Consider the following 26,546-nt stretch of genomic DNA (forward strand, 5'->3'; position numbering starts at 1 on the left):
CCGCCGTACCATAGTCCGGGTGAGTTTGCCGGTGATTTCCGAACAGATGCGCACCTACGAGGTGCGTACCTACGGCTGTCAGATGAATGTTCACGACTCCGAACGCATTGCCGGCATGCTCGAGCAGGCCGGTTACCGCCGAGCCCCCGACGACGCCGACGCCGACCTGGTGGTGTTCAACACGTGCGCGGTGCGGGAGAACGCCGACAACAAGCTCTACGGCAATCTGAGCCACCTGGCACCCAACAAGCGCAGCAACCCCGACATGCAGATCGCCGTCGGCGGCTGCCTGGCGCAAAAAGACAAGGACAGCGTGCTGACTCGCGCGCCGTGGGTGGACGTCGTCTTCGGCACCCACAACCTGGGGTCCTTGCCGGCGTTGTTGGAGCGCGCCCGGCACAACCGGAGCGCCCAGGTGGAGATCGTCGAATCGCTGCGCGAGTTCCCGTCGTCGCTGCCAGCCGCGCGGGACTCGGCCTACTCGGCCTGGGTCTCCATCTCGGTCGGCTGTAACAACAGCTGCACCTTCTGCATCGTGCCGTCGTTGCGTGGCCGTGAAGTGGACCGCAGCCCCGACGACATCCTCGCCGAGGTGCGGGCGCTGGCCGCCGAAGGCGTTCTCGAGGTGACCCTGTTGGGTCAGAACGTCAACGCCTACGGCGTCTCGTTCGCCGACCCGGAACTGCCGCGCGACCGCGGGGCGTTCGCCTCGCTGTTGCGGGCCTGCGGGGACATCGAGGGACTCGAGCGGGTCCGCTTCACCTCTCCGCATCCTGCGGAGTTCACCGACGACGTGATCGAAGCGATGGCGCAGACCCCGAACGTCTGTCCCACGTTGCACATGCCGCTGCAGTCCGGCTCGGACAGGGTTCTGCGGGCGATGCGCCGCTCCTACCGGGCCGAGCGCTATCTGGGCATCCTCGACCGGGTCCGGGCCGCCATCCCGGACGCGGCCATCACCACCGACCTGATCGTCGGGTTCCCCGGTGAGACCGAGCAGGACTTCGACGAGACCCTGGAGGTGGTGGCCGCCGCGCGGTTCTCGGCCGCGTTCACCTTCCAGTACTCCAAGCGGCCCGGAACGCCGGCCGCTGAGCTTCCCGACCAGTTGCCCAAAGAGGTTGTCCAGCAACGCTACGACCGGCTGATCGAGCTGCAGGAACAGATCTCGTGGGACGAGAACAAGGCCCAGATCGGGCGCACCGTCGAACTGCTGGTGGCAGTCGGTGAGGGGCGCAAGGACGCCCAGACGGCGCGGATGAGCGGACGAGCGCGCGACGGCCGGCTGGTGCACTTCGCGCCGGGGACCGCGCAGGTCCGTCCCGGCGATGTGGTGACCACGACGGTGACCGGCGCGGCACCGCACCACTTGTTGGCCGACGGGGCTTTGTTGAGCCACCGGCGTACCCGGGCCGGTGACAGCCATGCCGAACCGGCGCCCGGTGTCGGACTGGGCATGCCCAAGATGCCGGGGGTGGTGGCGCGATGAGCGGCAGTGGGGACAACAACTTCGAGGCCTACCGCGCCGATATCGAAGCCGCCGAGCGGCGCGTCGCCGGCGAGATCGACCCCGGCGGCAGGGGTCTGGTCGTCGCGATCTGCGTATTCGTATTGCTGGGGTCGTTCCTGTTGCCGCACACCGGCTCCGTTCGCGGCTGGGACGTCCTGTTCCCCGGCGAGGGCACCGACGAAGCTCTGGTGACGTTGCCGTCACAGCTGTTCATGTGGTTGGCGCTGGTGTTCGGGGTGGGATTCTCGCTGCTGGCCTTGCTGACCCGGCGCTGGACGGTGGCCTGGGTGGCACTGGCGGGCTCGGCGGTGGCCAGCGCCGTCGGACTGCTGGCCGTGTGGTCGCGGCAGACGGCGGTACAAGGTCACCCCGGCCCGGGCGTCGGACTGGTCCTGGCCTGGATCACGCTGATCGTGCTGACGTTTCACTGGGCCCGCGTGGTGTGGTCACGCACCGCGCTGCAACTCGCCGCTGAGGCAGAGCGCCGGCAGAGCACCGCGCAACTGCAGTCGCGGAACCTGTTGGACGATCTCAATCGTCCCGAGGATCCGCCGCCGGACGAGTAGCCCCGGGCGCCGCCCTGCCTTCGCGGCTTCCACGGTAGGCGCGGGCGCGCAGGTCGGCGAGCCAGCGCGGACGCAGTTCAACTCCCGCTGCGCTGTTCACGGTCGGGTCGAACGAGACGTCGTGGCCCGTTCCGTCGGCCTCATCGAGGTCGTTGAGTACCAGGTGGGCCAGCGGGCGGAATTCTCCTGTGCCACGGGCCTGATCGAGTTCGAAGCCGATCTGGTTGGTGGCGAGCTGCTTGCGAATGCTGCTCAGCGCCACTCCGAAACCCTCGACCGGCGTCGTCAGTCGAGCTCGCAGCCACCACGCCTGCTCTCGGTAGTGCAGCGGCATGAGCGTGGTCAACGTCAGGCCTGACCAGGACGCCACCGGGTGCACGCCCAGTGTCCGGCCGAACACGCCCGAACCCGCCGAGACCAGCAAGATGTCCCAGCAAGGGTGATCGTGCTGTGGCGCCGGTATCCGAAGCGCCAGTCCGACGGCGTCGGGCAGGGGGCCAGGTGTGCCGGTCGCCTTGGAGATGCGAGCGTTGACGGTGGCTGACGGCACCGGCAGACCGTCGCCTGCCGGTGCGTCTCGCTGCAGAAACCCGGTCGTCAGCACACCGTCGGGGTGGAAGAACCGGCGATGCCGCAGCGCGGCTCCCCAGCGAAACACCCAGCCGGCGGGGTCGATCATCGTCGCGGTACGTCTCCGCGCCAGGCGCCGGTTTCGCCGGGCTGGTTCTCGATGAAGTCCTTGAATCGCTTGAGATCCGCATGGACACGGTGATCGAGGATGTTCAGCTTGTCGGCCACGTTTTCCAGAACACCGTCGGGGTCGATATCCATCTGCGTGGTCACCCGGGTGGTGTCGTCGTCGATCTTGTGGAACGTGACCACGCCGCCGTGGCTCGGGCCGGCGTCGGAACGCCACGCGACCCGCTCTTCGGGGTGTTGCTCGGTGATGGTCGCGTCGAACTCCCGCGACGCCGGGCCCACCTTGATCTTCCAATGCAGGTGGGTGGCATCGCGTTGCTGTACCTGTTCGACACCTTCCATGAACTTCGGGAACGACTCGAACTGGGTCCATTGGTTGTAGACCGTCCGGATCGGGCGCTTGACGTCGAGTGCTGCGGTGATATTGCTCATGTGTCACCTCCAGTGAGTTGGTTGTTGCCCTCACTAGAGGTGGTAGCCCGACGGTGCCGATGCTCAAACATCGGCCGGTCGTCAGCGCCGGTTGAGCGCCTGTTCTGCGGCTTGGGCCCATTGCCGCCACTGGTCGGCGTTGGCGCTGGCCTCGGCGGCCTCCTTGTCGCGGCCCGCGGCTTGGGCTTTGAGCGCTTGGCGTTCGAATTGCTCTGCGCGGGTGCGGAACTGGGCGGCCCGGGCTTCGGCTTCGGGGTCCACCACCGCTGCCTCGGCGGCAGCCCCGGCATCACGCACCTTCTTCTCCACCGCCCGCAGGCGCCGCTCCAACTCGGCGGAACGCTCTCTGGGCGCCTTGCCGAGGGCATCCCACTTGGTGACGATCGAGCGGAGCGCGGCGCGCGCGGCGTTCTGGTTGGTCGGATCGATCCGCTCCGCTTCGACCAGCAGGGCCTCCTTGGCCGTGGCATTGGCCTCCAGCTCGGCGTCACGTTCGGCGTTGGCGGCATTGCGGGCGGAGAAGAACGTGTCCTGGGCGGCCTTGAACCGCTGCCACAGCGCCTCGTCGACGTCCTTGGAGGCCCGCCCGGTCGTCTTCCAGGTGGCGAGCAACTGCCGGAATGTGGCGCTGGTGCCCGCCCAGTCGGTGGAACCGGACAGTTCCTCAGCTCGCTTGCACAGCCGTTCCTTCTCCTCCCGCGCCCCCGCCCGGCCCCGGTCGAGGTCGGCGAAGTGCGAACCGCGCCGCCGGTTGAAGCCGTCGCGTGCCGCGGCGTAGCGCTTCCACAGCGCGTCATCGACTTTGCGGTCCAGACCGGTGATCGTGCGCCATTCGTCGAGAATGGCGCGCAGCCGATCGCCGGTGCTCTTCCACTGCGTCGAGTTCGCGGCCAACTCCTCGGCTTCGGCGGCCAGCGCCTCCTTGCGTGCGGTTGCCGCCGCTCGCTGCTCATCGCGTTGCGCACGGCCGGCTGCGGCGACGGTGGCGGCGTGCTCGCTGACCGCCGCGATCCGGGCTGCCAACGCCTCCACGTCACCCAGGACGCTGGCCGTCGGCAACTGCTCGGCCAGTGCCGCCGCGGATGCCTTGATCTTGCGGGCGTCGCCGCTGCCGGATGACAACCGCTCCTCGAGCAGGGTCACTTCGGTGCTCAGGTCGTCGTACCGCCGGCCGAAGTGGGCGAACGCGGCCTCCCGGTCGCCGGCCTGCCAGGAGCCGATCTGTCGCTCACCGGCCGAGGTGACCAGCCACACGGTGCCGTCGTCGTCGACCCGCCCGAACCGGTGCGGGTCAACGGTGGGCGGCCCGATAACGGCCGGGGCGGGCCGGGCACCCGGCTTGGGTCCCGGGCGAGGCCCCGGACGGGGACCCGGCCGGGGGGTGGGGGCGGACGAACCGCTGTCAGTGGTCATCGCTGTCGTCACCTAACCCTTCGCGGGATAGCCCGCGCGTCTGCCGCGCACCGCGGCGCCTTCGATCTGCCTAGCAGCATTCCAGAGTATTCAAGCAGTTACCGGCCGCACCGCGCCGCCAACTCGGCGGTTCAGCGAGGCTCGACGCAGGAGAGGCGAAGCTGGGACCGCCGTATGACGGGGCGGTTCAGCGAGGCTCGACGCAGGAGAGGCGAAGCTGGGGCCGCCGTATGACGGGGCGGTTCAGCGAGGCTCGACGCAGGAGAGGGGAAGCTGGGGCCGCCGTATGACGGGGCGGTTCAGCGAGGCTCGACGCAGGAGAGGCGAGGCTGGGGCCGCCGGATGAACCGGGCGGTAGCCTGTCCGATCGCCGCCGGTGTTACCCGCGGCACCCGCAGATTGGTAGGAGGCCGGCAATGGCGAAAGAGACCATCGCCGTGCTGTTTGCACTCGGTGCGGCGCTGTTCAGCGCGATCAGCGACGTGATTCAGCAGCGCAGTGCCCACCGGGTCGCAGACCCGGGGATCGGGCCCGCCGCGCTGTTCGCTCGGCTGCTGACCGACCGGAAGTGGTGGGTGGGCAGTCTGTCGGGTCTGGCGGGTTTGAGCCTGCAGGCGGTGGCCCTGGGCCTTGGGTCGGTGCTGCTGGTGGAGTCAGTGCTGGTCACGTCACTGTTGTTCGCGCTGCCACTGAGTGCCCGCCAATCCGGTCATCGGCTGGGGCGTTCGGTCTGGCTATGGTCTGCGCTGCTGGTCGCGGCCGAGTCCATCATCATCACCGTCGGTCATCCCACCGCCGGGCAGGCGCGGGCCTCGCTGGAGGCCTGGGTCTGGGTGGTCGCCGTGCTGGCGCCGACGGTGTTGCTGTGTCTGATCGGGGCGCGGGCATACGCCGGGCGGGCGGCGGCCGTGCTGCTCGCTGCGGTGTCGGCCATTTCGTGGGGAATCTTCGCGGTGCTGACCAAGGGAGTGGTCGACCTGATCGGCCACGGACCGCGAGCCTTGTTCGCCGCACCGGAGCTCTACGCATGGTGTGCCGTCGCGCTGGCCGGCGCGGTGTACCAGCAGTCGTCGTTTCGGGCCGGCGCCCTGACGGCCTCGCTGCCGACGATCACGGTGCTGGAACCGATGGTGGCCGCGACGCTGGGCATGGTCTTGCTCGGCGAGGTGCTCAAGCCCGACCGCGATGCCGTGTTCACCCTGGTCCTGGCAGTGGCCACGCTGGTCGCCGCGGTCGCGGCGCTCTCGCGTGATCAGGCGGCCACCGCCGGCGAGCCGGCCGTCGCGGTGGCGTAGCGCTTATCCAGCGGGAAGGTGAACAGCGGGTATCGTTTCCCGTCTGAGGAGGGGGTCATGTCGACAGGGAATTTCCTAGCGGCGTTGCTCGCGTTGTGCGCCGCCTTGGCGTCCGCGATCGGCGACGTGATCCGGCAGCGGTCGGCGCAGGAGATCACCGACCAGCAGGTGGGCCATCTGGAGCTGTTCTGGCTGTCACTGCGCGACCCGCGGTGGTGGGGCGGCGGTGCAGCGGCGGTGGCCAACTACGCCCTGCAGGCGGTGGCGCTGGCGGTCGGCTCGGTGATGCTGGTGACCGGTTTGCAGGTGACCGCGCTGCTGTTCGCGTTGCCGATGTATGCCTGGCTGACCCATCGCCGGGTGACCAACTGGGAGTGGATGTGGGCCATCCTGCTGGCCGCGGCGCTGGCAGTGGTCGTGATCGTGGGGGATCCGACCGAGGGCAAGCAACACGCGCCAGCGGCTACCTGGATCATCGTGTCGGTGGTGCTGGCGGCGGGGCTGGTGGGTTGTGTCCTGGCCGCCCGGATCTACAAGGGCAAGCCGGCGGCGGCAGTGCTGCTGGCTGTGGTGGCCGGTACCTCGCTGGCGGTGTTCGCCTTGCTGACGAAGGTTCTCGTGGAGGTGCTCAAAGCCGACGGCTTCGCCGCGGTGCTGCGGGCGCCCGCATTGCTGCCCTGGCTGGTGGCGACGCTGGCCGGGATGATCTTCCAGCAGTCGGCGTTTCGTGCCGGTGCGCTGACGGCGTCCATGCCGACGATGACCGTGGCCAAACCGCTGGTGGCCAGTGCGCTGGGCGTACTGCTGCTCAATGAGACCATTCAGGCCGGTGGGACAGAGGACGTCGCGGTGATCATCGGGGTGGTGCTGATCGTGATCGCCACGGCGGCGCTGGCCCGGGGTGAGGCCGCCACCATCGTCGCTGATGCCGGCGCCGACCTGGCCGAGCCGGTGGCAGCGCCGACCACCGGCTAGCTTGGGTGCCGTGCTGGGACCGATCGCGATCATGCCGTCGGCGCCGGTGCTGGTGCCCGAGCTGGCCGGCACCGCCGCCGAAGCCGCCGAGTTGCGGGCCGCAGCGCTGGCCGCTGCCCAGGCGCTGCCGGCGCGCTGGGTGGCTCTGGGTGCCGGACCCGATGCGGTGTACGGGCCCGAGGGCGCCGGCAGTTTCGCCGGATTCGGCGCCGACGTCGCGGTGAGACTGTCACCGGGCGCCCAGCAATCCGTTGATCTGCCGTTGTGCGCGTTGATCGCCGGGTGGGTACGCGGGCAGGTGTCACCGGACGCCGAGGTGGTGGTGCATTCCTGCGCCGATCCGGGCGCGGCGCTGAAGGCCGGCCGCCGGATACGCGCCGAGATCGATGACGCCGGTGAGCGCACCGGCGTGCTGGTGCTTGCCGACGGAGCCAACACCGTGACACCGGCGGCGCCGGGGGGATACCAGCCGGCAGACGTCGAGTGCCAGCGCGCCCTGGACGATGCGCTGGCGCGCGGCGACGTCGCAGCACTGACCGGGCTGGGCCCGCAGGTCGTCGGCCGGGCGGGTTTCGCGGCCCTGGCGGGGCTGGTCGGGACCGCACCGCACGGCGTCACACAGCTCTACCGCGACGCCCCGTATGGGGTCGGCTATTTCGTGGGGGTCTGGCAGCCGTGAGGCCGATCGCGGTCGTCGGGCCTACCGGCACGGGCAAATCGCAACTGGCGCTGGACCTGGCCGCGCGGTTGGGCGGCGAGATCGTGAACGCCGATGCCATGCAGCTCTACCGCGGCATGGACATCGGCACCGCAAAACTGCCGCCGGGGGAGCGTGGTGGCATTCCGCATCATCAACTTGACGTGCTCGACGTCGTGCAGACCGCGACGGTGGCCCGCTATCAACAGGCCGCGGCGGCCGACGTCGAGGCGATCATGGATCGTGGCGCGGTACCGATCATCGTCGGCGGGTCGATGCTCTACCTGCAGGCCCTGCTCGACGACTGGTCGTTTCCGGCCACCGATCCGGTGGTGCGGGCCCGCTACGAGCAGCGGTTGGCCGAGGTCGGGGTTGCCGCCATGCATGCCGAGCTGGCCGACGCCGACCCTGCTGCCGCCGCGGCGATCCTGCCCACCGACGGCAGGCGGATCGTGCGGGCGCTGGAGGTGGTGGAACTGACCGGAGCGCCGTTCGCCGCCTCCGCGCCGACCATCGGAGCGGCGCGCTGGGATACCGTGATCCTCGGATTGGACTGCGACACAGTCATTCTCGATGAGCGACTGGCTGCCCGCACCGACACGATGTTCGCCCAGGGGCTGGTCACCGAAGTCCAGCGGCTGCTGGAGTCCGGGTTGCGGGACGGTGTCACCGCCGCCCGAGCGCTGGGCTACGCCCAAGTGATCGCTGATCTCGATGCCGGGGGCGACGGTGCGGGCGCGCGGGAACCGACGTTCATCGGAACCCGGCGCTATGTGCGCCGGCAGCGTTCCTGGTTCCGCCGCGACCACCGCACTCAATGGCTCGATGCCGCCGTCGGCGGCGTGCTCGACGCGGCGCTGGCAGCGCTGCGGCACGTATCCTGAGCACATGCTTTTCGCCAAGGGCCACGGCACCCAGAACGACTTCGTGTTGTTGCCGGATCTGGACGTGGCCCTGGATCTGACCCCTGCCGCGGTGGCCGCGCTGTGCGACCGCCGCCGCGGCCTGGGCGCCGACGGCCTGTTGCGGGTGACCACCGCCGGTGCGGCGGCGGACGCGGGGGTGCTCGACCAGCTGCCCGAAGGTGTGGGGCCCGGCGACTGGTTCATGGACTACCGCAACGCTGACGGCTCGGTGGCCGAGATGTGCGGCAATGGTGTCCGGGTGTTCGCGCACTATCTGCGCGCCGCGGGCCTGGAATCGGCCGACGAATTCGTCGTCGGCTCGCTGGCCGGGCCGCGACCGGTGATCGTGCACCACGCCGACGACGTGCACGCCGAGGTGACCGTCGACATGGGCAAGCCGAACCTGCTGGGGAGCTCCGGACCGGCATTCGAGGCACTGGTCGGCGGGCGGCGGTTCGCGGGCCTGGGCGTCGACGTCGGCAACCCGCATCTGGCTTGTGTGGATCCGGGCCTGTCCGCGGCAGATCTGGCCGCCCTGGATGTCGGTGCGCCGGTGTCGTTCGACACCGCGCAGTTCCCGAACGGGGTGAACGTGGAGATCCTGACCGCTGTCCACGACGGCGCGGTAGCGATGCGGGTGCATGAGCGCGGTGTCGGCGAGACCCGCTCGTGCGGCACCGGCACGGTGGCCGCCGCCGTGGCGGCCCTGGCGCATGGCGGCGCGTCGACCGGCACGCTGCGGGTCGACATTCCCGGCGGGCAGGTCATCGTCACCGTCACCGACGCCGGCAGCTACGTGCGGGGTCCGTCGGAACTGGTGGCCCGCGGCGACATCGCACCGAGGTGGTGGGCGGCGCAGTGAGCTATCCCGACTCGAGGCCGCAGCCCAGCACCGGTGAGCTGAACCTCGACGACCGCGCAGCGCTGCGTCGTGTCGCCGGGCTGTCCACCGAACTCGCCGACATCTCCGAGGTCGAATACCGCCAACTGCGCCTGGAGCGGGTGGTGCTGGTCGGCGTGTGGACCGACGGGACCGCCGCCGAGGCAGACGCCAGCATGGTGGAGCTGGCGGCGTTGGCCGAAACCGCCGGCTCGGAGGTGCTCGAGGGCCTGATCCAACGTCGAGATCGGCCCGACCCGTCGACCTACATCGGCTCCGGCAAGGCCCAGGAGCTGCGGGAGATGGTGCTGGCCACCGGCGCCGACACCGTCATCTGCGATGGCGAGCTGTCGCCGGCGCAGCTGAACGCGCTGGAGAAAGCGGTCAAGGTCAAGGTGATCGACCGCACCGCGCTGATCTTGGACATCTTCGCCCAGCACGCCACCAGCGCCGAAGGCAAGGCGCAAGTGGCGCTGGCGCAGATGCAGTACATGCTGCCGCGGCTGCGCGGCTGGGGTGAATCGATGTCACGGCAGGCCGGCGGGCGGGCCGGCGGCGCCGGCGGCGGGGTCGGCACCCGCGGTCCCGGTGAGACCAAGATCGAAACCGATCGGCGGCGGATCCGGGAACGGATGTCCAAGTTGCGCCGCGAGATCAAGGCGATGAAGCAGGTGCGCGACACCCAGCGCAGCCGCCGTCGGCACAGTGACGTCCCTTCGGTGGCGATCGTCGGCTACACCAACGCCGGCAAGTCCAGCCTGCTCAATGCCCTGACCGGCGCCGGAGTGCTGGTTCAGGATGCGCTGTTCGCCACGTTGGAACCCACCACGCGCCGTGGGCAATTCGACGACGACCGCCCGTTTGTGTTGACCGACACAGTCGGTTTCGTGCGGCATCTGCCCACCCAGTTGGTGGAGGCGTTCCGTTCCACCCTGGAGGAGGTCGCCGATGCGGACCTGCTGGTGCATGTGGTCGACGGCTCCGATCCGGCGCCGCTGGCGCAGATCAGCGCGGTGCGCGAGGTGATCTCCGAAGTCATTGCCGAACACGATTCCGGGCCGGGTGGTCAGCGTGTTCCGGAACTGTTGGTGGTCAACAAGATTGACGCCGCCGGAGATCTGGCGTTGGCCCAGCTGCGACGTGCCTTGCCCGAAGCGGTGTTCGTCTCAGCGCACACCGGTGAGGGCATCGACGCGCTGCGCCAACGGATGGCGCAGTCAGTGGCGCCGGTCGACACCGCAGTCGATGTCGTCATCCCTTACGGTCGTGGCGATTTGGTGGCCAGGGTGCATGAACACGGTCGGGTGCAGCTGGCCGAGCACGGCGAGGGCGGCACCCGAATCCGCGCGCGGGTTCCCGCGGCATTGGCGGCCAGTCTGCGGGAATTCGCCGCGTTTTAGGCATTGCCGCACCGGTGCGATAGGCTGGTGCTCACGCGTCGTGGAACGCTTACTCACCGCCGTCCGGCCCCTGGTGCCGATTCAGCTGGCGTGTGAAGCTCTTCTCGCGGCGAAAGTTATTGCCAACAGGCAATTTCGCCAACCCCTGTGTTGCAGACAGATGGGCGCCGTCGTGGCGCCTCTGCCGCACGGCCGATGCCGGAAAGGCATGTCATGACCACCAATTCATTCGCCGAACTCGGCGTGCCCGCTGCACTTGTCAGTGTGCTCGCCGATCGCGGTATCGCTGCTCCCTTCCCCATCCAGGTCGCAACCCTGCCGGACAGTCTGGCCGGCCGTGATGTGCTGGGCCGGGGAAAGACCGGCAGCGGCAAGACGCTGGCCTTCTCGCTGCCGCTGGTCGCACGGCTGGCCGGCGAGAAGCGCCACCGCGCCCGGCCCAGTGGCCTGGTGCTGGCGCCCACCCGGGAGCTGGCGACCCAGATCACCGCAACCCTGGAACCGCTGGCGGCGGCGAGCGGCCTGAAGGTGACCACCATCTTCGGCGGGGTGTCGCAGAACCGTCAGGTGAGCGCGCTCAACGCCGGCGTCGACATCGTGGTGGCCTGCCCGGGCCGGCTCGAAGACCTGATGAAGCAGCGGCTGATCACACTGGACGCGGTACGGGTCTGCGTGCTGGATGAAGCCGACCACATGGCCGACCTCGGCTTCCTGCCCGGGGTCACCCGCATTCTGGCCGCCACCGCCGAAACCGGTCAGCGGCTGCTGTTTTCGGCGACGCTGGACAACGGGGTCGACAAGCTGGTGCGGCGTTTCCTGCGCAATCCGGTGTCGCACTCCGTCGATGAACTCGATGCGCCTCCTCCGGCGATGACCCATCACGTGTTCCACGTCGCCGGCCTGCAGGACAAGAAGGATCTGGTGCAGCTGCTGGCGTCGGGCACCGGGCGGCGAATCCTGTTCTTGCGGACCAAGCATCAGGCCCGGAAGCTGGCCCGTCAGCTCACCGAATCCGGTGTGCCGTCGGTCGACCTGCACGGCAACCTGTCGCAGCCCGCGCGCGAGCGCAATCTCGCGGCGTTCGCCGACGGTGACGTTCGGGTTCTGGTGGCGACCGACATCGCCGCCCGCGGCGTGCACGTCGACGAGGTCGAATTGGTGGTCCACGTGGACCCGCCCGCCGAGCACAAGGCTTACCTGCACCGTTCCGGGCGTACCGCACGCGCCGGCAGCGCCGGAGACGTCGTCACCGTGGTCCTGCCCGAGCAGCGCCGCGAGACCCAGGTGCTGTTGCGCCGCGCGGGGATCAGCGTCGCCCCGCAACAGGTGGCGGCCGATTCCGCGTCGGTGCTCGAGTTGGTGGGGGAGGTGGCGCCGTTGCGGGCGCCCGCCCCGGTGGCCCCGAAGGTCGCCCCGCCGGCCCGCGCCAAGACCTCACCGGGCCAGACCTCACCGGGCCAGTCCGGCCGTCCGCGGCGCCGTCGTGGCGGCGGCAGCGGCGCTGCGCAGCCGACCTCGCAGGCCGGTGGCCGGCGCCGGCAGCGCGGCGGTGCCGGAGCGCGTCGACAAGGCGGGGTAGCGCGCTAGCGCCGACACCCACCACCGCGTCGCCCAACCATCCGGTTGGTCTATTCTCGTCGGAAAGATCAGTCGACCGGAGGTCAGGCAATGAGTGCCGCAATCAAGTACCAGCGAACCCTGTTCGAGGCCGAACACGAACTGTTCCGGGAGTCGTTCCGCGCCTTCCTGGACCGCCACGCCGCGCCTTACCAGGAGGAGTGGGAGAAGGCCAAGATCGTCGACCGCTCCGTGTGGCTCGAAGCCGGCAAACAGGGATTCTTGGGCATGGCGGTGCCCGAGGAGTACGGCGGCGGCGGCAACCCGGACTTCCGTTACAACACGATCATCACCGAGGAAGTCACCGCGGGGCGCTACAGCGGGCTGGGCTTCAGCCTGCACAACGACGTCTGCGCGCCGTATCTGCTGGAACTGTGCAACGAGGAGCAGAAGCAGCGCTGGCTGCCGAAGTTCTGCACCGGTGAGCTGATCACCGCGATCGCGATGACCGAGCCCGGCACCGGCAGTGACCTGCAGGGCATCAAGACCCGCGCGGTCAAGCACGGCGACCACTATGTGCTCAACGGCTCCAAGACGTTCATCACCAACGGCATTCACTCCGACCTGGTCATCGTCGTCGCCCAGACCGACCCCGACAAGGGCGCGCAGGGGTTCTCCCTGCTGGTCGTGGAGCGCGGCATGGAGGGCTTCGAGCGCGGCCGTCACCTGGACAAGATCGGTTTGGACGCCCAGGACACCGCAGAGCTGTCGTTCACCGACGTGCACGTCCCGGTGGAGAACCTGCTCGGCGAGGAGGGCAAGGGCTTCATCTACCTGATGCAGAACCTGCCGCAGGAACGGATCTCGATCGCGATCATGGCCGCGGGCGCCATGGAGGCGGTGCTGGAGCAGACGATCCAGTACACCAAGGAGCGCAAGGCGTTCGGCAAGCCGATCGGCAGCTTCCAGAACAGCCGGTTCCTGCTGGCCGAGCTGGCCACCGAGGCCACCGTGGTGCGGATGATGGTCGACGAGTTCGTGAAGCTGCACCTGGACAAGAAGCTGACCGTCGAGCAGGCCGCGATGGCTAAGTGGTACTCCACCGAGAAGCAGGTGCACCTGATCGACCGCTGCCTGCAGCTGCACGGCGGATACGGCTACATGCGTGAATACCCGGTTGCGCGGGCTTATCTGGATGCCCGTGTTCAGACCATTTACGGCGGCACCACCGAGATCATGAAAGAGATCATCGGCCGCAGCCTCGGCGTCTAGCCGAGGCAATCGGGAACGATTTGGGCGCCCAGCGGGGCGCTGCCAGGGGCGCTACCAGCATGTTTGGTAGCGCCCCTCGTTCCGTTTACGGCGGCGGCTTTGGCATCAATTCAGCATCGGGTGGGTATCTGTTTCCGCAATATCGATGACATGGCTTCGAAATTCGGGCCGATTGCGGGAAAGTCTATGCCGGAAACATTTGCGTCGATAACGTCGATAATGATGCCTGGGAGGGCTGGTGACTAGTCGGAAAGATCGGTTCGGCAAGACGGCGGTGCGCATGGCGCTCGGCCTCGCGGCGACGGTCACCGTGCTCTTGTCGGTGCAGACCGCTGCGGCGACGCCCGACGGCGATGCCCACGACGCCATCACGGCGGCCTGGCAGGCCGCCGGGGGCGACGGATCGCCGCTGGGTGCGCCCAAGGGCGACGTGCACCCCGCCGGTGTCGGGTTCGCCCAGGACTTCGCCGGTGGCACCATCTTCTTCACCCCCGAGACCGGCGCCAAGGCGATCTACGGCGCGATCCTGGACAAGTACGAGGCGCTGGGTGGCGCGGCCGACAACGGCCTCGGATTCCCCAGCAGCGACGAAGTGCCCGGCTTGGTCCCCGACAGTCGGGTGGCCATCTTGTCCGGCGCCGACAACCCGGTGATCTTCTGGACGCCCGAGCACGGCGCTCACGTGGTGCGTGGACCCATCAACGCCGGCTGGGACAAGCTGGGCAGCTCCACCGGTGCGCTCGGCGTCCCGGTCGAGGACGAGAGCTACGACGGCGCCGTCGTCACCCAGAAGTTCAGCGCCGGCACGCTGTCCTTCGACAGTGCGACCCGGACGTTCACCACGGTTCCGCCGGAATTGGCTGCGCAGCTGGCTGATCTGCAGGCCCAGGTCGACCCGACCGCGGCCATTGACCAGGCCTGGCGCACGGCCGGCGGGCCCGCCGGAGCACTCGGGGCCAAGCAGGGCGACCAATACCCCGTCGGCGACAACGGCGGCGTGGGACAGGACTTCGCGCACGGCAAGGTCTATTTCAGCCCGGTGACCGGAGCCAATGCGGTGGTAGGCGACGTGCTGGCCAAGTACGAGTCGTTGGGTGGTCCGGCCGGAAGCGACCTGGGATTCCCGATCACCAGCACGGCTGACGGAGCGATCTCTGGCAGCAGATTCAATTCGTTCGCCGCCGACGACGAACCGGTGATCTTCTTCAGCCCCGACAACGGTGCCTTCGTGGTGCGCAGCGCGATGAAGGAGGCCTGGGACAAGCTCGACGGAGCCTCCGGAAAGCTGGGCGCCCCGGTGGGGGACCAGACCGTCGAGGGCGATGTGGTGTCGCAGAAGTTCACCGGCGGGTCGATCGCCTGGAACCAGGCCAGCAATACGTTCAGCACGGAACCGGCCGACCTGGCGCAATCGCTGTCGGGCCTGCAGATTCCCGGAGCGAACCTGCCTGAAGGCAGCAAGTCCACCTCGAATGGCGCAACCACCGAGTCGCACTGGAACTGGATGTGGGTGCTGATTCCGGTTGTGGTGCTGGCGGTGCTGGGCGCACTCGCCGGGGCCGCGATGTGGTGGCAGCGGCGGCGGCCGGCCGCTGTGCTGCCGGGCGCACCGGTTGCCGTGCCGGCCCCGGTAGCCGACGACTACGACGACGATGACGAGCAGTGGGCCCACCACGACCGGCGCGAAGACCACCGTGAGAACGAGGGCACGGTCCGGCTGCCCAGTCGGTACGGCGCCTCGCCGTATGCGTCCGAGCCCGAACTGCCTGTTTCGTCGATCCCGGATGCGCCGTGGCTGCACTACGGCGAGCACGAGGCCGAGGCGGAAGCCGACGACGATGACGACACCGACACCGCCCCCACCCGGGTGGTGACCGAGGATGAGTTCGGTACCGGGCGGCACGCCGTGGGCCACGGAGGTGCCGGATCGGACCCGCGCGCATTCGGCTCTGCCGCGGAGCCCCGCGGGTTCGGTGGTGGCGCGGACACGCGCACGTTCGGCGGCGCCGCGGAAACGCGCACCTTCGGCATGGACGAATCGGTACATCCGGTGATGCACCTGCCGCTGGACGACCCCTATCAGCAGCCGACCGGCTACCCGATCAAGGCGAACATCGGTTCGGGGCTCTACTACACCCCGCAGAACGCGCTGTATGACGACACCCTCGCCGAGATCTGGTTCGCCACCGAGGACGCGGCGCGGCTCAACGGCTTCACCAGGGCCGGCTGATCACTGCAGCGGCAGTGACGCATCTTCGCGCTGCGGGCGCGGCCCGAAGATGCGTCGCTGCTCTGCGGTGATGGGGACGTCGTTGATACTCGACTCGCGGCGGCTCATTCGGCCGTCCGCGGCGAACTCCCAGAGCTCGTTTCCGTAGCTGCGCCACCACTGACCGTCCGCGTCGCAGCATTCGTACTGATAGCGCACCGCAATTCGGTCGCCCTGATAGCACCACAGCTCTTTGCGCAGCGCGTAGTCGCGTTCGGCGGCCCACTTGCGTCGCAGAAATTCCTCGATCTCCGCGCGCCCGGTGATGAACTCGTCGCGGTTACGCCACACCGAGTCCTCGGTGTAGGCCAGCGCCACCCGCGCGGGATCCCGGGTGTTCCAGGCATCCTCGGCGGCCTGCACCTTGTGGCGCGCCGACTCCTCATCGAAAGGTGGGCACGGCGCGAACATGGTCAGATCTTGCGGATGACGGTCACGACCTTGCCCAGCACCACCGCGTCGTTGCCCGGGATGGGGTCGAAGATCGGGTTATGCGGCATCAGCCAGACCTGGCCGCCGGTGCGTTTGAAGGTCTTGACGGTGGCTTCGCCATCGATCATCGCGGCCACGATGTCGCCGTTGTCGGCGACGTTCTGCTGACGCACCACCACCCAGTCGCCGTCGCAGATCGCGGCGTCCACCATCGATTCGCCGACCACCTTGAGCAGGAACAGTTCCCCTTCACCGACCAACTCGCGGGGGAGTGGGAACACATCCTCGACGGCTTCCTCGGCCAGGATCGGCCCGCCGGCGGCGATCCGGCCCAGAACCGGAACGAACGTGGGCTCCGGCAGTGCATCGGAACCGGCGAATTCGGTGCGCTGCGCGGCCTCGGCGGCGCCGGCCAGGTCCTCCTGGCCACGCACGTCGACAGCGCGGGGACGGTTGGGGTCACGGCGCAGATAGCCCTTGCGCTCGAGCGTGCGCAGCTGGTGAGCAACCGAGGAGGTCGAGGTCAGCCCGACCGCGTCGCCGATCTCGCGGATGCTCGGCGGGTAACCGCGTTCGTTCACCGAAGCGCGGATGACGTTCAGGATGGTGCGCTGCCGTGCGGTCAGCGCTGAGTCCGGGCCCGCCGCGTTACTGCTGCTGTCACTCATGGGGGCGAATCTAGTCGCATAGCTGCGATTAATCAAACATGTGTTCGAGGTGTGTCGCGCGGACGTTCGAACTGGCCCCCGAGTTGTCGGACCCCTTCGCTAATGTTTTCGACAACGATTCGATCACATGTTCGGACATCGAACATACAATCGATTAGTATTCGAACAGTCGAGCGAACAGGGTCGCCGACGCCGAGTGAGGGAGAACCGGACATGATGCTCATCGACACGATCGCTCCGTCGTTCGAGCCGGCCGAGTACGAGCGGACCCGGGCGCATCACGGTCCCCGGACGTCGGGTCGCGCATACCCGATCCGGACCCAGCCGGCACGGCTGGCCCGGCAGCGGCCAGGCGGCGCCCCGCTGCGCCACCGCGGTGCCGGAGTGCTAATGTCACGTGCGCCGCACCGGCCGCAGCCCGTTAAGGCCATCACCCCGGCGACCACCGTCGTGCTGGCCCTGATCGCCGCCGGGATCACCGTGTGGCTCGGGCTCATCGCCCAATTCGGCGCGGCCGCGGCCGGCAGTACCTCCGCCGTGCCCGACCAGCTAGGCGTGGTGCGCGTCCAGAGCGGGGAGAGCTTGGCGCACCTGGCGGCCCGGGTGGCACCGGACGCACCGGCCGGACAGGTCATCGAGCGCATCCGCGAACTGAACAGCCTGGAGTCGGTATCCCTCGACGCCGGTCAGACGCTGATCGCGCCGTTGGGCTGAGGTCGCAGTGTCGGTTCGGCCGCCGCTTGCGGCCACTGCGGGGCGCCGCCGGCAACCCGCGCAGGTACGCTCGCAGTTGTCCCAGTGGCCCACGGAGTCTCAGTTCTCTGAAGACCCGGGTTCCCGGCACGGCGAAGGAGCGGCAATGCACTGCCCGTTTTGTCGCCATCCAGACTCCCGGGTGGTGGATTCCCGCGAGGCCGATGAAGGCCAGGCCATCCGCCGCCGTCGTTCCTGTCCGGAATGCGGCCGGCGTTTCTCCACGGTGGAAACCGCGGTGCTCGCGGTGGTTAAACGCAGTGGTGTCACCGAGCCGTTCAGCCGGGAGAAGGTCATGCGCGGGGTCCGCCGGGCCTGCCAGGGCCGCCAGGTCGATGACGACGCGCTGAACCTGCTGGCTCAGCAGGTGGAAGACGCTGTGCGAGCGGCGGGTTCGCCGGAGATTCCCAGCCACGAGGTTGGCCTGGCAATCCTGGGTCCGCTGCGCGAACTCGACGAAGTGGCCTATCTTCGATTCGCCTCGGTGTACCGGTCGTTTTCCTCGGCCGCCGACTTCGAGCGGGAGATCGAGGCCCTGCGCGAACATCGCGAGATGCCCAGCACCGGTTGAGCCGTACGGGCCCCCGCCGCGCACTACGCTGGCGGCATGGCACCCGAGTTGCATCCGAATCTTGTGGAGCTGGCCCCGCTGTTGGGCACCTGGTCAGGCCGGGGGTCCGGGGTGTATCCCACGATCGCGCCGTTCGACTACCTCGAAGAGGTGGTGTTCTCGCACGTCGGTAAGCCGTTCCTGGTCTACGGGCAGAAGACGAAGTCGCCCACCGAAGGCATGCCGCTGCATGCCGAAACCGGCTACCTGCGGGTTCCGCAGCCGGGCCAGATCGAATGGGTGCTGGCGCACCCCAGCGGCATCACGGAGATCGAGGTCGGCAGCTACACGGTCACCGGCGACGGCGTGGAACTGCAGATGTCCGCACCGACGATCGGACTGGCACCGACGGCCAAAGAAGTCACGGTGTTAGGCCGCCGCTATCGCCTCGACGGCGATGAGTTGTCCTACACGCTGGACATGGGTGCGGTCGGCCAACCCGCGCAGAACCATCTCACCGCGACGCTGCGTCGAACCGGGTAGCGCGCGGCACGGACCTCAGTCGTCGCCGTCGAGGTTCTTCTTCGCCTCCTGCGCCAGGAACCGCTCGAACTCGGCGCCGAGCTCGTCGGCGCTGGGCAGCTCCTCGTCGCGGGAGAGCAGCGAGCGATTCTCCTGGGCGGTGATGAAGGCGTCGTACTGGCGTTCCAGCGCTGTGACCACTTGGGCCACTTCGGCGCTCGCCTCGACCTGCTGGTCGATCTTGGTCCGGATCTCGGCCGCGGAATCGCGAAGCTCGGCGAGCGGCAACTCCAGTGCGCCGGTCTGGGCGGCCTGCTTGAGCAGCGCCTCGGCGGCCTCGGGATAGTCGGTCTGGGCAACGTAATGGGGTACGTGCACGGTGAAACCGACTACCTCGTGGCCGTGCTGCGCCATCCGGTACTCCAGCAGGTTGGACGCGCTGCCGGGAACCTGAACCTCGGTGATCCACGGCGTGAATTCACTGATCAGGTCACGGTTGTTGGAGTGTGCGGTGAGCGTCACCGGCCGGGTGTGCGGAACGGCCATCGGGATCGTGCCCAAGCCGATGGTCCGCCGTACCCCGAGCTGCTCGGCCAGCAGTCGTACAGCGGTGATGAACCGCTCCCATTTCAGGTCGGGCTCCATGCCCGCCAGCAACAGAAACGGGGTACCTGCACTGTCCCGCAACGCGTGCAGGCTCAGCTCGGGCTCGGCGTAGTGGGTGAAGTGGTCGGACTTGAACGTCATCAGCGGTCGCCGCGACCGATAGTCGAGGAGGTCATCGATCGCGAATGACGCCACCAATTCACTGTCCAGCTTGCTCTTGAGGTGCTTGGCCGCCAGCCGGATCGCATGGCCGGCGTCGGAGAAGCCTTCCAGGGCGTGGATCAGGACCGGCCCCTCGCCGTCCGCCGACATCACCTGGGGTGCCGGAACCTCCAGCTCGTACATGCCGCTCTGCTCGGGCTGGTATTGCCAGCCCCGGTCGGGACCGTTGTCCGGGTAGTCGGCCATCGCCGTCGCCTCCTCATTGTGCAGATCGCAAGGGATCGCACCGTCTATTTTCCCCCACCGGGGGCCACGCCGGAAAACCGTGCGCGCATGTGGTGGACAACGTACGCGGGCACCGGGGGATTCCAGGGCGCCGGCGGCGTTCGCTGAGCGGTGAAATGGCCTCCAGCGGGGCCGCTAGCCGCGGAATTGCTGCAGGGCACGCATTTTATTCATGACGTCCAATGCGGCGTTCTTGTATGCCTCGGAGAAAGTCGGATAGTTGAATACCGCGTCCACCAGGTATTCCACCGTTCCGCCGCACCCCATGACGGCCTGGCCGATGTGCACCATCTCGGTCGCGTTGGTGCCGAAGATGTGCACGCCGAGAAGCGTCAGATCGGTCGTCGACACCAGCAGCTTGAGCATTCCGTAGGAGTCACCGGCGATCTGGCCGCGAGCCAGTTCCCGATAGCGGGCCACGCCCACCTCGTAGGGGATCGCGCTGCGCGTCAGCTCCAATTCAGTTGCCCCCACGTAGGAGACCTCCGGAATCGAGTAGATCCCGATCGGCTGCAGCTCGGTGATCCCATCGGTCGGCTCGCCGAAGGCATGGTAGGCGGCCAGCCGGCCCTGCTCCATCGAGGTTGCGGCCAGCGCGGGGAAGCCGATCACGTCGCCGACCGCGTAGATGTGATCCACCGACGTCTTGAACGTTGTGTCCACGACGATGCGGCCGCGCTCGTCGCTGTTCAGACCGGCTTTGGCCAGATCGAGGTGGGCGGTGTGGCCGTGGCGGCCGGCTGAGTACATCACCGTCTCGGCGGGGATCTGCTTACCGCTGGCCAAGGTGGTGACGGTGCCGCTCGAACTGACGTCGACGGCGGTCACCTCCTCGCCGAACCGGAAGGTGACGGCGAGGTCGCGCAGGTGAAAACGCAGGGCTTCGACCACCTCTGGATCGCAGAATTCCAGCATCGAGTCCCGTTTCTCCACCACGGTCACTCGGGTTCCCAACGCCGCGAACATCGAGGCGTACTCGATACCGATCACGCCGGCGCCGACCACCACCATTGACGCCGGAATGAACTTCAGATCGAGGATCCCGTCGGAGTCGAGTACGCGCTCTTCATCGAATGTCACCCCCGGCGGCCGAACGGGTTCTGTTCCCGTGGCGATGACGACGTAGTCGGCTGTGACGGTGGTGGTCTCGTTGCCGTTCTGTCCCTCGACCACGATCGTGTGGGGATCGATGAAACGCCCGTGGCCGACCAACAGGTCGACACGGTTGCGCATCAGTTGGTTACGTACGACCTCCACTTCTCTGCCGATCACATGTTGGGTGCGGGCGAGCAGATCGGCGGGGGTGATCTTGTTCTTGACCCGGTAGCTGGCTCCGTACAGGTCGCGCTGATTCATCCCGGTCAGGTAGATCACGGCCTCGCGCAGGGTCTTTGACGGAATGGTCCCGGTATTGACGCAGACCCCACCGATCATGCGGCCGCGTTCGACCAGGGCGACAGATTTGCCGAGTTTGGCCGACGCGATGGCGGCCTTCTGTCCGCCTGGGCCCGAGCCGATCACGATGACGTCGTATTCCCTCTTCGAATCCATGACACAGACACTTACGCGCTTTCGGCGCGTCCTGCATCTCGAAGGCGCATCGATGCACAGTTGCGGGTCCATCCACAATGCGAGGGCCTGTGCCGAGCTGGTGCGCCCTCGATGACGGTGATGGTCGTCACTGTTGCTGCCATGACGACCAAGCAACCGGAATTCACACTGAATCGGCCCGGAGCACTGATCGCTGCGCTGCCGGCGATCCTCGGCTTCGTGCCGGAGAAATCCCTGATCCTGGTGTCGCTCGACGGGGGTGAACTGGGCTCGGTGCTGCGGGTCGATCTCTCGGAGGCGCTCGTGGACACCGTCGGCCGGCTCGCCGACGTCGCCGCGGCCGCCGCTCCGGCAGCGGCCATCGCGGTGATCGTCGATGCTGCGGGGGCGTGCTGCCCAGTCTGCAACGAGCAGCACCGCCGGCTGACCGCTGCGCTGGCCGAGGAGTTGTCGGGCCACGGCATCGTGCTGCTCGGTGCGCATGTGGTGGACCAGGTGGCCCATGGCGGGCGTTGGCGCTGTGCCGACGGCTGCGGCGTCGGTGGTCCGGTGGACGATCCGGAGGCCTCGCCGCTGGCGGCCGCAGCGGTGTTGGAAGGCAGGCGGCTGTATGCCCGGCGCGCCGACCTGCAGGCGGTGATCGCCCCCGATGACGCGGCACGCTGTGCCGCGGTGGCCGCGGCGATCGACGACTGTGCGGCGCAGTGGGCGGTGGAGGAGGGCAACAGCCCGGATCGAGCACGCCGCGACGTCGAGCGGGTGCTGGCCGCTCTGGTTACGCTGGCGGGCGGTCGGGAACCGACCGTTGCGGAGCTGGCCCGGCTCGCTTGCCCGCTCACCGACGTACGGGTCCGGGACACCCTGTGCGGGTTGGCAATCGGTGAACGCGCCGCCGACGCCGAGCGGCTCTGGTCGGTGTTGGCCCGGACCCTGCCCGAGCCGTGGCGAGCCGAGGCATTGGTGCTGCTGGCGTTCAGCGCCTACGCACGCGGAGACGGGCCGCTGGCCGGGGTCTCACTGGAGGCCGCCCTGCGCGGCGAGCCCGGACATCGGATGGCCGGCCTGCTCGACACCGCGTTGCAGTCGGGGCTGCGACCGGAGCGCATCCGCGGATTGGCAGACACCGGCTATCGGCTGGCGCAGCAGATCGGGGTGCAGCTACCGCAGCGGCAGGGGTTCGGTCAGCAAGCCGGCTGAGCCCGGCGGTTCAGCGAGGTTCGACGGAGGAGAGGCGAAGCTGGGACCGCCGCATGAGGCAGCGGCCTTCAGACCTTCTGGACCTTGACGGCGTGTGCCATCTCGAAGGGCAGGCTCACGTCGGCGTGGCCCGGGATCACGATGGTCACGCCGTCGTCGCCATCGGCCTGCACGGTCACCCTGGCGTTGGGTACCACGCCGGCTTCCTTCAGCCGAGTGATCAGGTCGATGTCGCCCTGGACGTGCTCGGTGAGCTGGCGCACCACCACCGCCACCGGCGAACCGGCCGGCAACTCGGTCAGCCGCACCAAGTCGGAATCCCAACCGGCGGAGCCCGCGCCGAAGCCGAGGTCGGGCAGGCCGGGGATGGGGTTGCCGAACGGCGATGTGGTCGGGTTGTCGAGTACTTGAACCAGGCGCCGCTCGACGTCCTCGCTCATCACGTGTTCCCAGCGACAGGCCTCGGCATGCACTTCTTCCAGCGGCAAGCCGATGATGTCGACGAGCAGCCGCTCAGCCAGCCGGTGCTTGCGCATCACGGACACGGCCAGGGTGCGGCCCTTCTCGGTCAGTTCGAGGTGACGGTCGCCGGCCACTTTGAGCAGGCCGTCGCGTTCCATCCGGGACACCGTCTGGCTGACGGTCGGACCACTTTGCTCCAGTCGCTCGGCTATCCGCGCACGCAGCGGGGTGACACCCTCTTCCTCAAGGTCGTAGATCGTCCTGAGGTACATCTCGGTGGTATCAACCAGGTCATTCATTCCGCACCTTCCGTCGCAGCTGAGTCTACTTCGGCAGCCGAGTACACGGTTAGCGAGCGACGCTCGGCGCTGCGGCTACAACATAGCGCCGGCGGGCCGCCGAGATCGGCGGCCCGCCGGCGCGGGGGACGGGCGGCTCGAAGCCGGCGTCAGCTGGCGTACGAGCGCAGCCGGTCGGCGCGTTCGCCATGGCGCAGTTTGGCCATCACCTCGCGCTCGATCTGGCGGACCCGCTCGCGAGACAGACCGAACAACTTGCCGATCTGGTCCAACGTGCGGGGCTGGCCGTCGTCGAGGCCGAACCGCAGCCGGATCACCTGGTGCTCGCGCTCGTCGAGGGTGGCCAGCACGCTGCGGATGTCGGTGTGCAGCAGCTCCGAGATCACCGCGTTCTCTGCCGACATCGCCTCGGAGTCCTCGATGAAGTCACCCAGCGGGGCCTCCTCGTCGGAGCCGACGGGCATGTCCAGGCTGACCGGGTCGCGGCTGTGCTCGAGCAGGTCGTTGATCTTCTCCGCCGGAATGCCGGATTCGGCGGCGAGTTCCTCGTCGGTGGCCTCGCGGCCCAGCTGCTGGTGCATCTCACGCTTGATCCGCGCCAGCTTGTTCACCTGTTCCACCAGGTGGACCGGCAGCCGGATGGTACGGCTCTGATCTGCCATCCCGCGGGTGATGGCCTGGCGGATCCACCAGGTCGCATAGGTGGAGAACTTGAAACCCTTTGCGTAATCGAATTTCTCCATCGCGCGGATCAACCCCAGGTTGCCTTCCTGGATCAGGTCCAGAAGTGGCATGCCCCGCCCGGTGTAGCGCTTGGCCAGTGAGACCACCAGGCGCAGGTTGGCTTCGAGCAGGTGCCGACGGGCGGCCTCGCCGTCTCGTACCACCGTCGCCAGTTCGCGCTTGCGCTTCTCGCCGAAGCGCTTGCGGGTGTCGAGCAGATGCTGGGCGTACAACCCTGCCTCGATCCGTTTGGCGAGCTCTACCTCGTCGGCGGCATTGAGCAATGCTGTCTTGCCGATTCCGTTGAGGTACACGCGCACCAGATCTGCGGCTGGGCTCTGCGCGTCCAGATCGCCGTCGATCCGACTGGTGGTGGCATCTGCCTTTGCCATTGCGGCCTCCCGTTGATCGGCTTCAGCTGTCACACGTGTCAACGCCCGACACGCGTGCAGAGTTCCCGGCCGATCGCGTTTCCACACCACCTGACGTGCGGAAATACGGCAATGACTTTGAGAATGTGCTAAGAACCGGTACCGTACGGCGCTTCGCCGGTGGTGTTGCCGCCCGAATCCGGGGGCATGCGCCGCTCCAGGGCGGGGCGGGTGCCGGTGGGGAACAGTGGCGTACGAGTGGGTGCCGCTTCATATCGGCGGGGTTCTTCGGCGCTGCGGGGAGGCCGGTCGTTGGCGATCAGCACCGCGATCCACGGCAGCGGTATCGACGCCACCAGGATCAGCAACGAAACCAGGCCGTTGTGCCATTGTCCGTACGCGAGCGCGGCCAGGATCAGTGCAGGCACCCGGAACGCCATCAGGGTCAGGTACTTGCGTACCCGTTCGCGGTGCTGCTGCTCGAAGGACGGGGCGGCCGCAGTGATCAGGACCGGTCGGCCGTCGTCGTCGAAACCCAGCTCGGGGCCGTGCTTCATTACTCCACTGTCCCACACGAACGATTTGGTGGCACGAGGGGTTTTGGATCGTCCCCGGTTCTGGGCACAATGGGGAGATGGGCATACAGACCGACACCCTCGAGCGCACCGATTCCGAGGAACGCGTCGATGACGGGACCGACGGCGACACCCCGAAGTATTTCCACTACGTCAAGAAGGACAAGATCGTCGAGAGCGCGGTCATGGGCACGCACGTGGTGGCGCTGTGCGGTGAGGTCTTCCCGGTGACCAAGTCGGCCAAGCCGGGCTCGCCGGTCTGCCCGGACTGCAAGAAGATCTACGCGACTCTCAAGCAGGCTTGACCGGATCGGTGGCGTCGTTGTCGGGGCCGGTTCGGGCCCGCCCTGACACCACCCAGGTACGCAGCTGGTGCAGGTGGGTTGCCTGCGCGGGCCACTCCTCTTGAACTGCCGCGTTCAGTTCGGCACCCAGCATGATGGCGAAGCCGAGCAGGAACGCGAACAACAGGAACGCGATCGGGGTTGCCAGTGCCCCGTAGGTGTAGCCGGTGCTGGTGATGTAGCGCAGGTAGATCCGCAGCCCCATCGTCGCCACCACGAACACCGTGGTGGCCAGCAGCGCGCCGAACACCAGCCGATGTGAGGGCAGCGGCTTAGGCAGCGACACCCGATAGAGGACGGTCACCGCCAGCAGCAGGCCCAACACCAGCGCCGGGTAGTAGCCGAACCGCAACACGTCGGTCCACTGCGCCGGCAGGTGCTCGGCGACCGCATGCGGCCCCAGCGCGGCCAACGGTGCCGTGGCCACGGCGATTACCAGCATCGCGACATAGAGGCCCAGCGCAAAGAAGCGTTGCCGCACCGGATGCCGCAGCGGAGTTTGATCGTGCGCTTCGACCACCGAGTCGACGAACGCCGAGATCGCCGAGGATCCGGCCCACAGCGAGATCACGAATCCCAGCGAGACCACTTCGCCGCGAGCATTGGCCACGATGTCCCGCACGGTCGGCTCGATGATCTCCACCACGACGTTCTTGGAGAAGAAACTGCTGGCCATGCCGATCAGCCGGTCCTGGATGGTGGCCAACGTGTCCGGCCCGAACAGCGGGGCTACATAGGACAGGCTGCCCAGCATCCCCAGCAGCAAGGGGGGCAGCGACAGCACCGACCAGAACCCCGCCTGCGCCGATTCGGCGAAGATCGAATCGTCCCAGCTCTTGACCAGGGTGCGACGTGCAATGCGGAGCAAGTGGTGACGGGAAGGTTTGGGGATCTGGTCATTCATGACCAGCCCAGCATTCCTGACGCGTGCTGCTATTGCACAATCGGCGCAGACGGGCGTGTTGCGTGCCGGCTCTGGTTACGCCTCAGTCGCTGCGCTGACCTGAATCACGGCCGCCAACTCGATCAGCTTGGCCTCGTGCTCGTTGGCGTGATGCTGGCAAAACAGAAGTTCGGCACCGGAGGGCAGCGTGGCTCGTACCCGCGCGGCAGCACCGCACCGGTCGCATCGATCAGCCCGAGTGAGTTCGGGACTGGTCAGAGTCGCGTTCATGG

Annotated in this window: 28 protein-coding genes; 16 read left to right on the forward strand and 12 right to left on the reverse strand. The window is 68.0% G+C overall.

All coding sequences use genetic code 11. From position 1 onward, the window contains the following. Window positions 1-46 precede the first annotated feature (46 nt). Together miaB and ACJH5R_RS04295 are read left to right on the forward strand one after the other, a co-directional pair. Window positions 47-1,489 carry a tRNA (N6-isopentenyl adenosine(37)-C2)-methylthiotransferase MiaB gene (miaB, locus tag ACJH5R_RS04290; RefSeq protein WP_406759224.1) on the forward strand — a complete coding sequence of 481 codons (1,443 nt, stop codon included), beginning with the start codon at window positions 47-49 and terminating at the stop codon, window positions 1,487-1,489. Continuing rightward, window positions 1,486-2,076 carry a hypothetical protein gene (locus ACJH5R_RS04295; RefSeq protein ID WP_406781378.1) on the forward strand — a complete coding sequence of 197 codons (591 nt, stop codon included), beginning with the start codon at window positions 1,486-1,488 and terminating at the stop codon, window positions 2,074-2,076. Before miaB ends, ACJH5R_RS04295 begins: the two co-directional genes overlap by 4 nt. Here ACJH5R_RS04295 and ACJH5R_RS04300 read toward each other — a convergent pair. The 3 genes from ACJH5R_RS04300 to ACJH5R_RS04310 form a co-directional block, all read right to left on the reverse strand. Then, window positions 2,042-2,755: a phosphodiesterase gene (locus tag ACJH5R_RS04300; protein WP_406781379.1), complete on the reverse strand. Its 714-nt coding sequence runs from the start codon at window positions 2,753-2,755 to the stop codon at window positions 2,042-2,044. The two genes, ACJH5R_RS04295 and ACJH5R_RS04300, sit on opposite strands and share 35 nt — an antisense overlap. Continuing rightward, entirely contained in the window at window positions 2,752-3,207 is a 456-nt protein-coding gene (locus ACJH5R_RS04305) for an SRPBCC family protein (protein WP_406759120.1), read from the reverse strand. Before ACJH5R_RS04305 ends, ACJH5R_RS04300 begins: the two co-directional genes overlap by 4 nt. Before the next feature lie 81 nt (window positions 3,208-3,288). After that, window positions 3,289-4,620: a DUF349 domain-containing protein gene (locus tag ACJH5R_RS04310; RefSeq protein ID WP_406781380.1), complete on the reverse strand. Its 1,332-nt coding sequence runs from the start codon at window positions 4,618-4,620 to the stop codon at window positions 3,289-3,291. Window positions 4,621-5,036: 416 nt separating this feature from the next. Between ACJH5R_RS04310 and ACJH5R_RS04315 the strand changes: the two genes are divergently transcribed. The 9 genes from ACJH5R_RS04315 to ACJH5R_RS04355 all read left to right on the forward strand — a co-directional run bounded on the left by ACJH5R_RS04315 (window position 5,037) and on the right by ACJH5R_RS04355 (window position 15,831). Then, a complete protein-coding gene (locus tag ACJH5R_RS04315) occupies window positions 5,037-5,915 on the forward strand; it encodes a DMT family transporter (RefSeq protein WP_406759118.1) in 879 nt (292 codons plus the stop codon). A 57-nt stretch (window positions 5,916-5,972) separates the two neighbouring features. Then, complete coding sequence (locus ACJH5R_RS04320; protein WP_406759117.1) at window positions 5,973-6,890, forward strand: DMT family transporter; 918 nt, start codon at window positions 5,973-5,975, stop codon at window positions 6,888-6,890. Between the two features lie 10 nt (window positions 6,891-6,900). Next, window positions 6,901-7,569, forward strand: coding sequence for a hypothetical protein (locus ACJH5R_RS04325; RefSeq protein ID WP_406759116.1), 669 nt, complete (start codon window positions 6,901-6,903; stop codon window positions 7,567-7,569). Beyond that, window positions 7,566-8,471, forward strand: coding sequence for a tRNA (adenosine(37)-N6)-dimethylallyltransferase MiaA (gene miaA, locus ACJH5R_RS04330; RefSeq protein WP_406759115.1), 906 nt, complete (start codon window positions 7,566-7,568; stop codon window positions 8,469-8,471). Before ACJH5R_RS04325 ends, miaA begins: the two co-directional genes overlap by 4 nt. Window positions 8,472-8,475: 4 nt before the next feature. Beyond that, window positions 8,476-9,354 (forward strand): diaminopimelate epimerase, encoded by an 879-nt coding sequence (gene dapF, locus ACJH5R_RS04335; protein WP_406781381.1) that lies wholly within the window; start codon window positions 8,476-8,478, stop codon window positions 9,352-9,354. Then, window positions 9,351-10,772, forward strand: coding sequence for a GTPase HflX (gene hflX / locus ACJH5R_RS04340; protein WP_406759113.1), 1,422 nt, complete (start codon window positions 9,351-9,353; stop codon window positions 10,770-10,772). The genes dapF and hflX overlap by 4 nt, the downstream gene beginning before the upstream one ends. A 213-nt stretch (window positions 10,773-10,985) precedes the next feature. After that, window positions 10,986-12,359, forward strand: coding sequence for a DEAD/DEAH box helicase (locus ACJH5R_RS04345; protein ID WP_406759112.1), 1,374 nt, complete (start codon window positions 10,986-10,988; stop codon window positions 12,357-12,359). 81 nt (window positions 12,360-12,440) lie between these two features. Next, the gene (locus ACJH5R_RS04350) at window positions 12,441-13,601 is read left to right on the forward strand and encodes an acyl-CoA dehydrogenase family protein (RefSeq protein ID WP_406759111.1); all 1,161 of its coding nucleotides are present in this window, start codon (window positions 12,441-12,443) and stop codon (window positions 13,599-13,601) included. Between the two features lie 280 nt (window positions 13,602-13,881). Continuing rightward, complete coding sequence (locus tag ACJH5R_RS04355) at window positions 13,882-15,831, forward strand: LGFP repeat-containing protein (RefSeq protein WP_406759223.1); 1,950 nt, start codon at window positions 13,882-13,884, stop codon at window positions 15,829-15,831. Here ACJH5R_RS04355 and ACJH5R_RS04360 read toward each other — a convergent pair whose 3' ends face one another. Both ACJH5R_RS04360 and lexA read right to left on the reverse strand, forming a co-directional pair. Next, on the reverse strand, window positions 15,832-16,281 hold the full coding sequence (locus tag ACJH5R_RS04360; protein ID WP_406759110.1) for a nuclear transport factor 2 family protein: 450 nt from the start codon (window positions 16,279-16,281) through the stop codon (window positions 15,832-15,834). It abuts the gene before it with no gap. A gap of 2 nt (window positions 16,282-16,283) precedes the next feature. Continuing rightward, window positions 16,284-16,970, reverse strand: coding sequence for a transcriptional repressor LexA (lexA, locus tag ACJH5R_RS04365; RefSeq protein ID WP_406781382.1), 687 nt, complete (start codon window positions 16,968-16,970; stop codon window positions 16,284-16,286). Window positions 16,971-17,183: 213 nt separating this feature from the next. On the opposite strand from lexA, the gene ACJH5R_RS04370 reads away from it, so the two are divergent. The 3 genes from ACJH5R_RS04370 (at window position 17,184) to ACJH5R_RS04380 (ending at window position 18,816) form a co-directional block, all read left to right on the forward strand. After that, window positions 17,184-17,684 (forward strand): LysM peptidoglycan-binding domain-containing protein, encoded by a 501-nt coding sequence (locus ACJH5R_RS04370; RefSeq protein WP_406759108.1) that lies wholly within the window; start codon window positions 17,184-17,186, stop codon window positions 17,682-17,684. 145 nt (window positions 17,685-17,829) lie between these two features. After that, entirely contained in the window at window positions 17,830-18,294 is a 465-nt protein-coding gene (gene nrdR, locus ACJH5R_RS04375; RefSeq protein WP_406759107.1) for a transcriptional regulator NrdR, read from the forward strand. 36 nt (window positions 18,295-18,330) lie between these two features. Next, complete coding sequence (locus ACJH5R_RS04380) at window positions 18,331-18,816, forward strand: peroxynitrite isomerase (protein WP_406781383.1); 486 nt, start codon at window positions 18,331-18,333, stop codon at window positions 18,814-18,816. Window positions 18,817-18,831: 15 nt separating this feature from the next. Here the strand turns inward: ACJH5R_RS04380 and ACJH5R_RS04385 are convergent, their stop codons facing one another. Both ACJH5R_RS04385 and sthA read right to left on the reverse strand, forming a co-directional pair. Continuing rightward, entirely contained in the window at window positions 18,832-19,809 is a 978-nt protein-coding gene (locus ACJH5R_RS04385) for a proteasome assembly chaperone family protein (protein ID WP_406759105.1), read from the reverse strand. 174 nt (window positions 19,810-19,983) lie between these two features. Further along, on the reverse strand, window positions 19,984-21,399 hold the full coding sequence (sthA, locus tag ACJH5R_RS04390; protein WP_406781384.1) for a Si-specific NAD(P)(+) transhydrogenase: 1,416 nt from the start codon (window positions 21,397-21,399) through the stop codon (window positions 19,984-19,986). Between the two features lie 141 nt (window positions 21,400-21,540). On the opposite strand from sthA, the gene ACJH5R_RS04395 reads away from it, so the two are divergent. Further along, window positions 21,541-22,596, forward strand: coding sequence for a DUF4192 domain-containing protein (locus tag ACJH5R_RS04395; RefSeq protein ID WP_406781385.1), 1,056 nt, complete (start codon window positions 21,541-21,543; stop codon window positions 22,594-22,596). 68 nt (window positions 22,597-22,664) lie between these two features. Here the strand turns inward: ACJH5R_RS04395 and ACJH5R_RS04400 are convergent, their stop codons facing one another. From ACJH5R_RS04400 to ACJH5R_RS04410, 3 genes are all read right to left on the reverse strand, one after another. Further along, window positions 22,665-23,357, reverse strand: coding sequence for a metal-dependent transcriptional regulator (locus ACJH5R_RS04400; RefSeq protein ID WP_406759102.1), 693 nt, complete (start codon window positions 23,355-23,357; stop codon window positions 22,665-22,667). 149 nt (window positions 23,358-23,506) lie between these two features. Then, complete coding sequence (locus ACJH5R_RS04405) at window positions 23,507-24,472, reverse strand: sigma-70 family RNA polymerase sigma factor (protein WP_085263651.1); 966 nt, start codon at window positions 24,470-24,472, stop codon at window positions 23,507-23,509. Window positions 24,473-24,600: 128 nt separating this feature from the next. After that, window positions 24,601-25,026: a DUF3099 domain-containing protein gene (locus ACJH5R_RS04410; protein ID WP_406781386.1), complete on the reverse strand. Its 426-nt coding sequence runs from the start codon at window positions 25,024-25,026 to the stop codon at window positions 24,601-24,603. Between the two features lie 65 nt (window positions 25,027-25,091). Here ACJH5R_RS04410 and ACJH5R_RS04415 point away from each other — a divergent pair, with 65 nt between their 5' ends. Continuing rightward, a complete protein-coding gene (locus tag ACJH5R_RS04415; RefSeq protein WP_406781603.1) occupies window positions 25,092-25,331 on the forward strand; it encodes a DUF3039 domain-containing protein in 240 nt (79 codons plus the stop codon). Here ACJH5R_RS04415 and ACJH5R_RS04420 read toward each other — a convergent pair. Together ACJH5R_RS04420 and ACJH5R_RS04425 are read right to left on the reverse strand one after the other, a co-directional pair. Next, window positions 25,318-26,274, reverse strand: a complete 957-nt coding sequence (locus ACJH5R_RS04420; protein WP_406781387.1) for a YihY/virulence factor BrkB family protein — start codon at window positions 26,272-26,274, stop codon at window positions 25,318-25,320. The two genes, ACJH5R_RS04415 and ACJH5R_RS04420, sit on opposite strands and share 14 nt — an antisense overlap. Before the next feature lie 75 nt (window positions 26,275-26,349). Next, on the reverse strand, window positions 26,350-26,544 hold the full coding sequence (locus ACJH5R_RS04425) for a hypothetical protein (protein WP_046285837.1): 195 nt from the start codon (window positions 26,542-26,544) through the stop codon (window positions 26,350-26,352). Window positions 26,545-26,546: the final 2 nt, after the last annotated feature.

This window comes from Mycobacterium sp. SMC-19, from assembly GCF_045310815.1.
Classification (GTDB): Bacteria; Actinomycetota; Actinomycetes; order Mycobacteriales; family Mycobacteriaceae; genus Mycobacterium.

Excerpts from the sequence above, each read along its gene's own strand:
- dapF (WP_406781381.1), top strand. The coding sequence starts at position 8,476 with ATGCTTTTCGCCAAGGGCCACGGCACCCAGAACGACTTCGTGTTGTTG.
- ACJH5R_RS04360 (WP_406759110.1), bottom strand. The coding sequence starts at position 16,281 with ATGTTCGCGCCGTGCCCACCTTTCGATGAGGAGTCGGCGCGCCACAAG.
- ACJH5R_RS04400 (WP_406759102.1), bottom strand. The coding sequence starts at position 23,357 with ATGAATGACCTGGTTGATACCACCGAGATGTACCTCAGGACGATCTAC.
- ACJH5R_RS04370 (WP_406759108.1), top strand. The coding sequence starts at position 17,184 with ATGATGCTCATCGACACGATCGCTCCGTCGTTCGAGCCGGCCGAGTAC.
- lexA (WP_406781382.1), bottom strand. The coding sequence starts at position 16,970 with ATGAGTGACAGCAGCAGTAACGCGGCGGGCCCGGACTCAGCGCTGACC.
- ACJH5R_RS04305 (WP_406759120.1), bottom strand. The coding sequence starts at position 3,207 with ATGAGCAATATCACCGCAGCACTCGACGTCAAGCGCCCGATCCGGACG.
- ACJH5R_RS04295 (WP_406781378.1), top strand. The coding sequence starts at position 1,486 with ATGAGCGGCAGTGGGGACAACAACTTCGAGGCCTACCGCGCCGATATC.
- miaB (WP_406759224.1), top strand. The coding sequence starts at position 47 with ATGCGCACCTACGAGGTGCGTACCTACGGCTGTCAGATGAATGTTCAC.
- ACJH5R_RS04345 (WP_406759112.1), top strand. The coding sequence starts at position 10,986 with ATGACCACCAATTCATTCGCCGAACTCGGCGTGCCCGCTGCACTTGTC.
- ACJH5R_RS04420 (WP_406781387.1), bottom strand. The coding sequence starts at position 26,274 with ATGAATGACCAGATCCCCAAACCTTCCCGTCACCACTTGCTCCGCATT.
- nrdR (WP_406759107.1), top strand. The coding sequence starts at position 17,830 with ATGCACTGCCCGTTTTGTCGCCATCCAGACTCCCGGGTGGTGGATTCC.
- ACJH5R_RS04405 (WP_085263651.1), bottom strand. The coding sequence starts at position 24,472 with ATGGCAAAGGCAGATGCCACCACCAGTCGGATCGACGGCGATCTGGAC.
- ACJH5R_RS04395 (WP_406781385.1), top strand. The coding sequence starts at position 21,541 with ATGACGACCAAGCAACCGGAATTCACACTGAATCGGCCCGGAGCACTG.
- ACJH5R_RS04355 (WP_406759223.1), top strand. The coding sequence starts at position 13,882 with ATGGCGCTCGGCCTCGCGGCGACGGTCACCGTGCTCTTGTCGGTGCAG.
- ACJH5R_RS04425 (WP_046285837.1), bottom strand. The coding sequence starts at position 26,544 with ATGAACGCGACTCTGACCAGTCCCGAACTCACTCGGGCTGATCGATGC.
- ACJH5R_RS04315 (WP_406759118.1), top strand. The coding sequence starts at position 5,037 with ATGGCGAAAGAGACCATCGCCGTGCTGTTTGCACTCGGTGCGGCGCTG.
- ACJH5R_RS04310 (WP_406781380.1), bottom strand. The coding sequence starts at position 4,620 with ATGACCACTGACAGCGGTTCGTCCGCCCCCACCCCCCGGCCGGGTCCC.
- ACJH5R_RS04350 (WP_406759111.1), top strand. The coding sequence starts at position 12,441 with ATGAGTGCCGCAATCAAGTACCAGCGAACCCTGTTCGAGGCCGAACAC.
- sthA (WP_406781384.1), bottom strand. The coding sequence starts at position 21,399 with ATGGATTCGAAGAGGGAATACGACGTCATCGTGATCGGCTCGGGCCCA.
- ACJH5R_RS04320 (WP_406759117.1), top strand. The coding sequence starts at position 5,973 with ATGTCGACAGGGAATTTCCTAGCGGCGTTGCTCGCGTTGTGCGCCGCC.
- ACJH5R_RS04385 (WP_406759105.1), bottom strand. The coding sequence starts at position 19,809 with ATGGCCGACTACCCGGACAACGGTCCCGACCGGGGCTGGCAATACCAG.
- ACJH5R_RS04380 (WP_406781383.1), top strand. The coding sequence starts at position 18,331 with ATGGCACCCGAGTTGCATCCGAATCTTGTGGAGCTGGCCCCGCTGTTG.
- ACJH5R_RS04300 (WP_406781379.1), bottom strand. The coding sequence starts at position 2,755 with ATGATCGACCCCGCCGGCTGGGTGTTTCGCTGGGGAGCCGCGCTGCGG.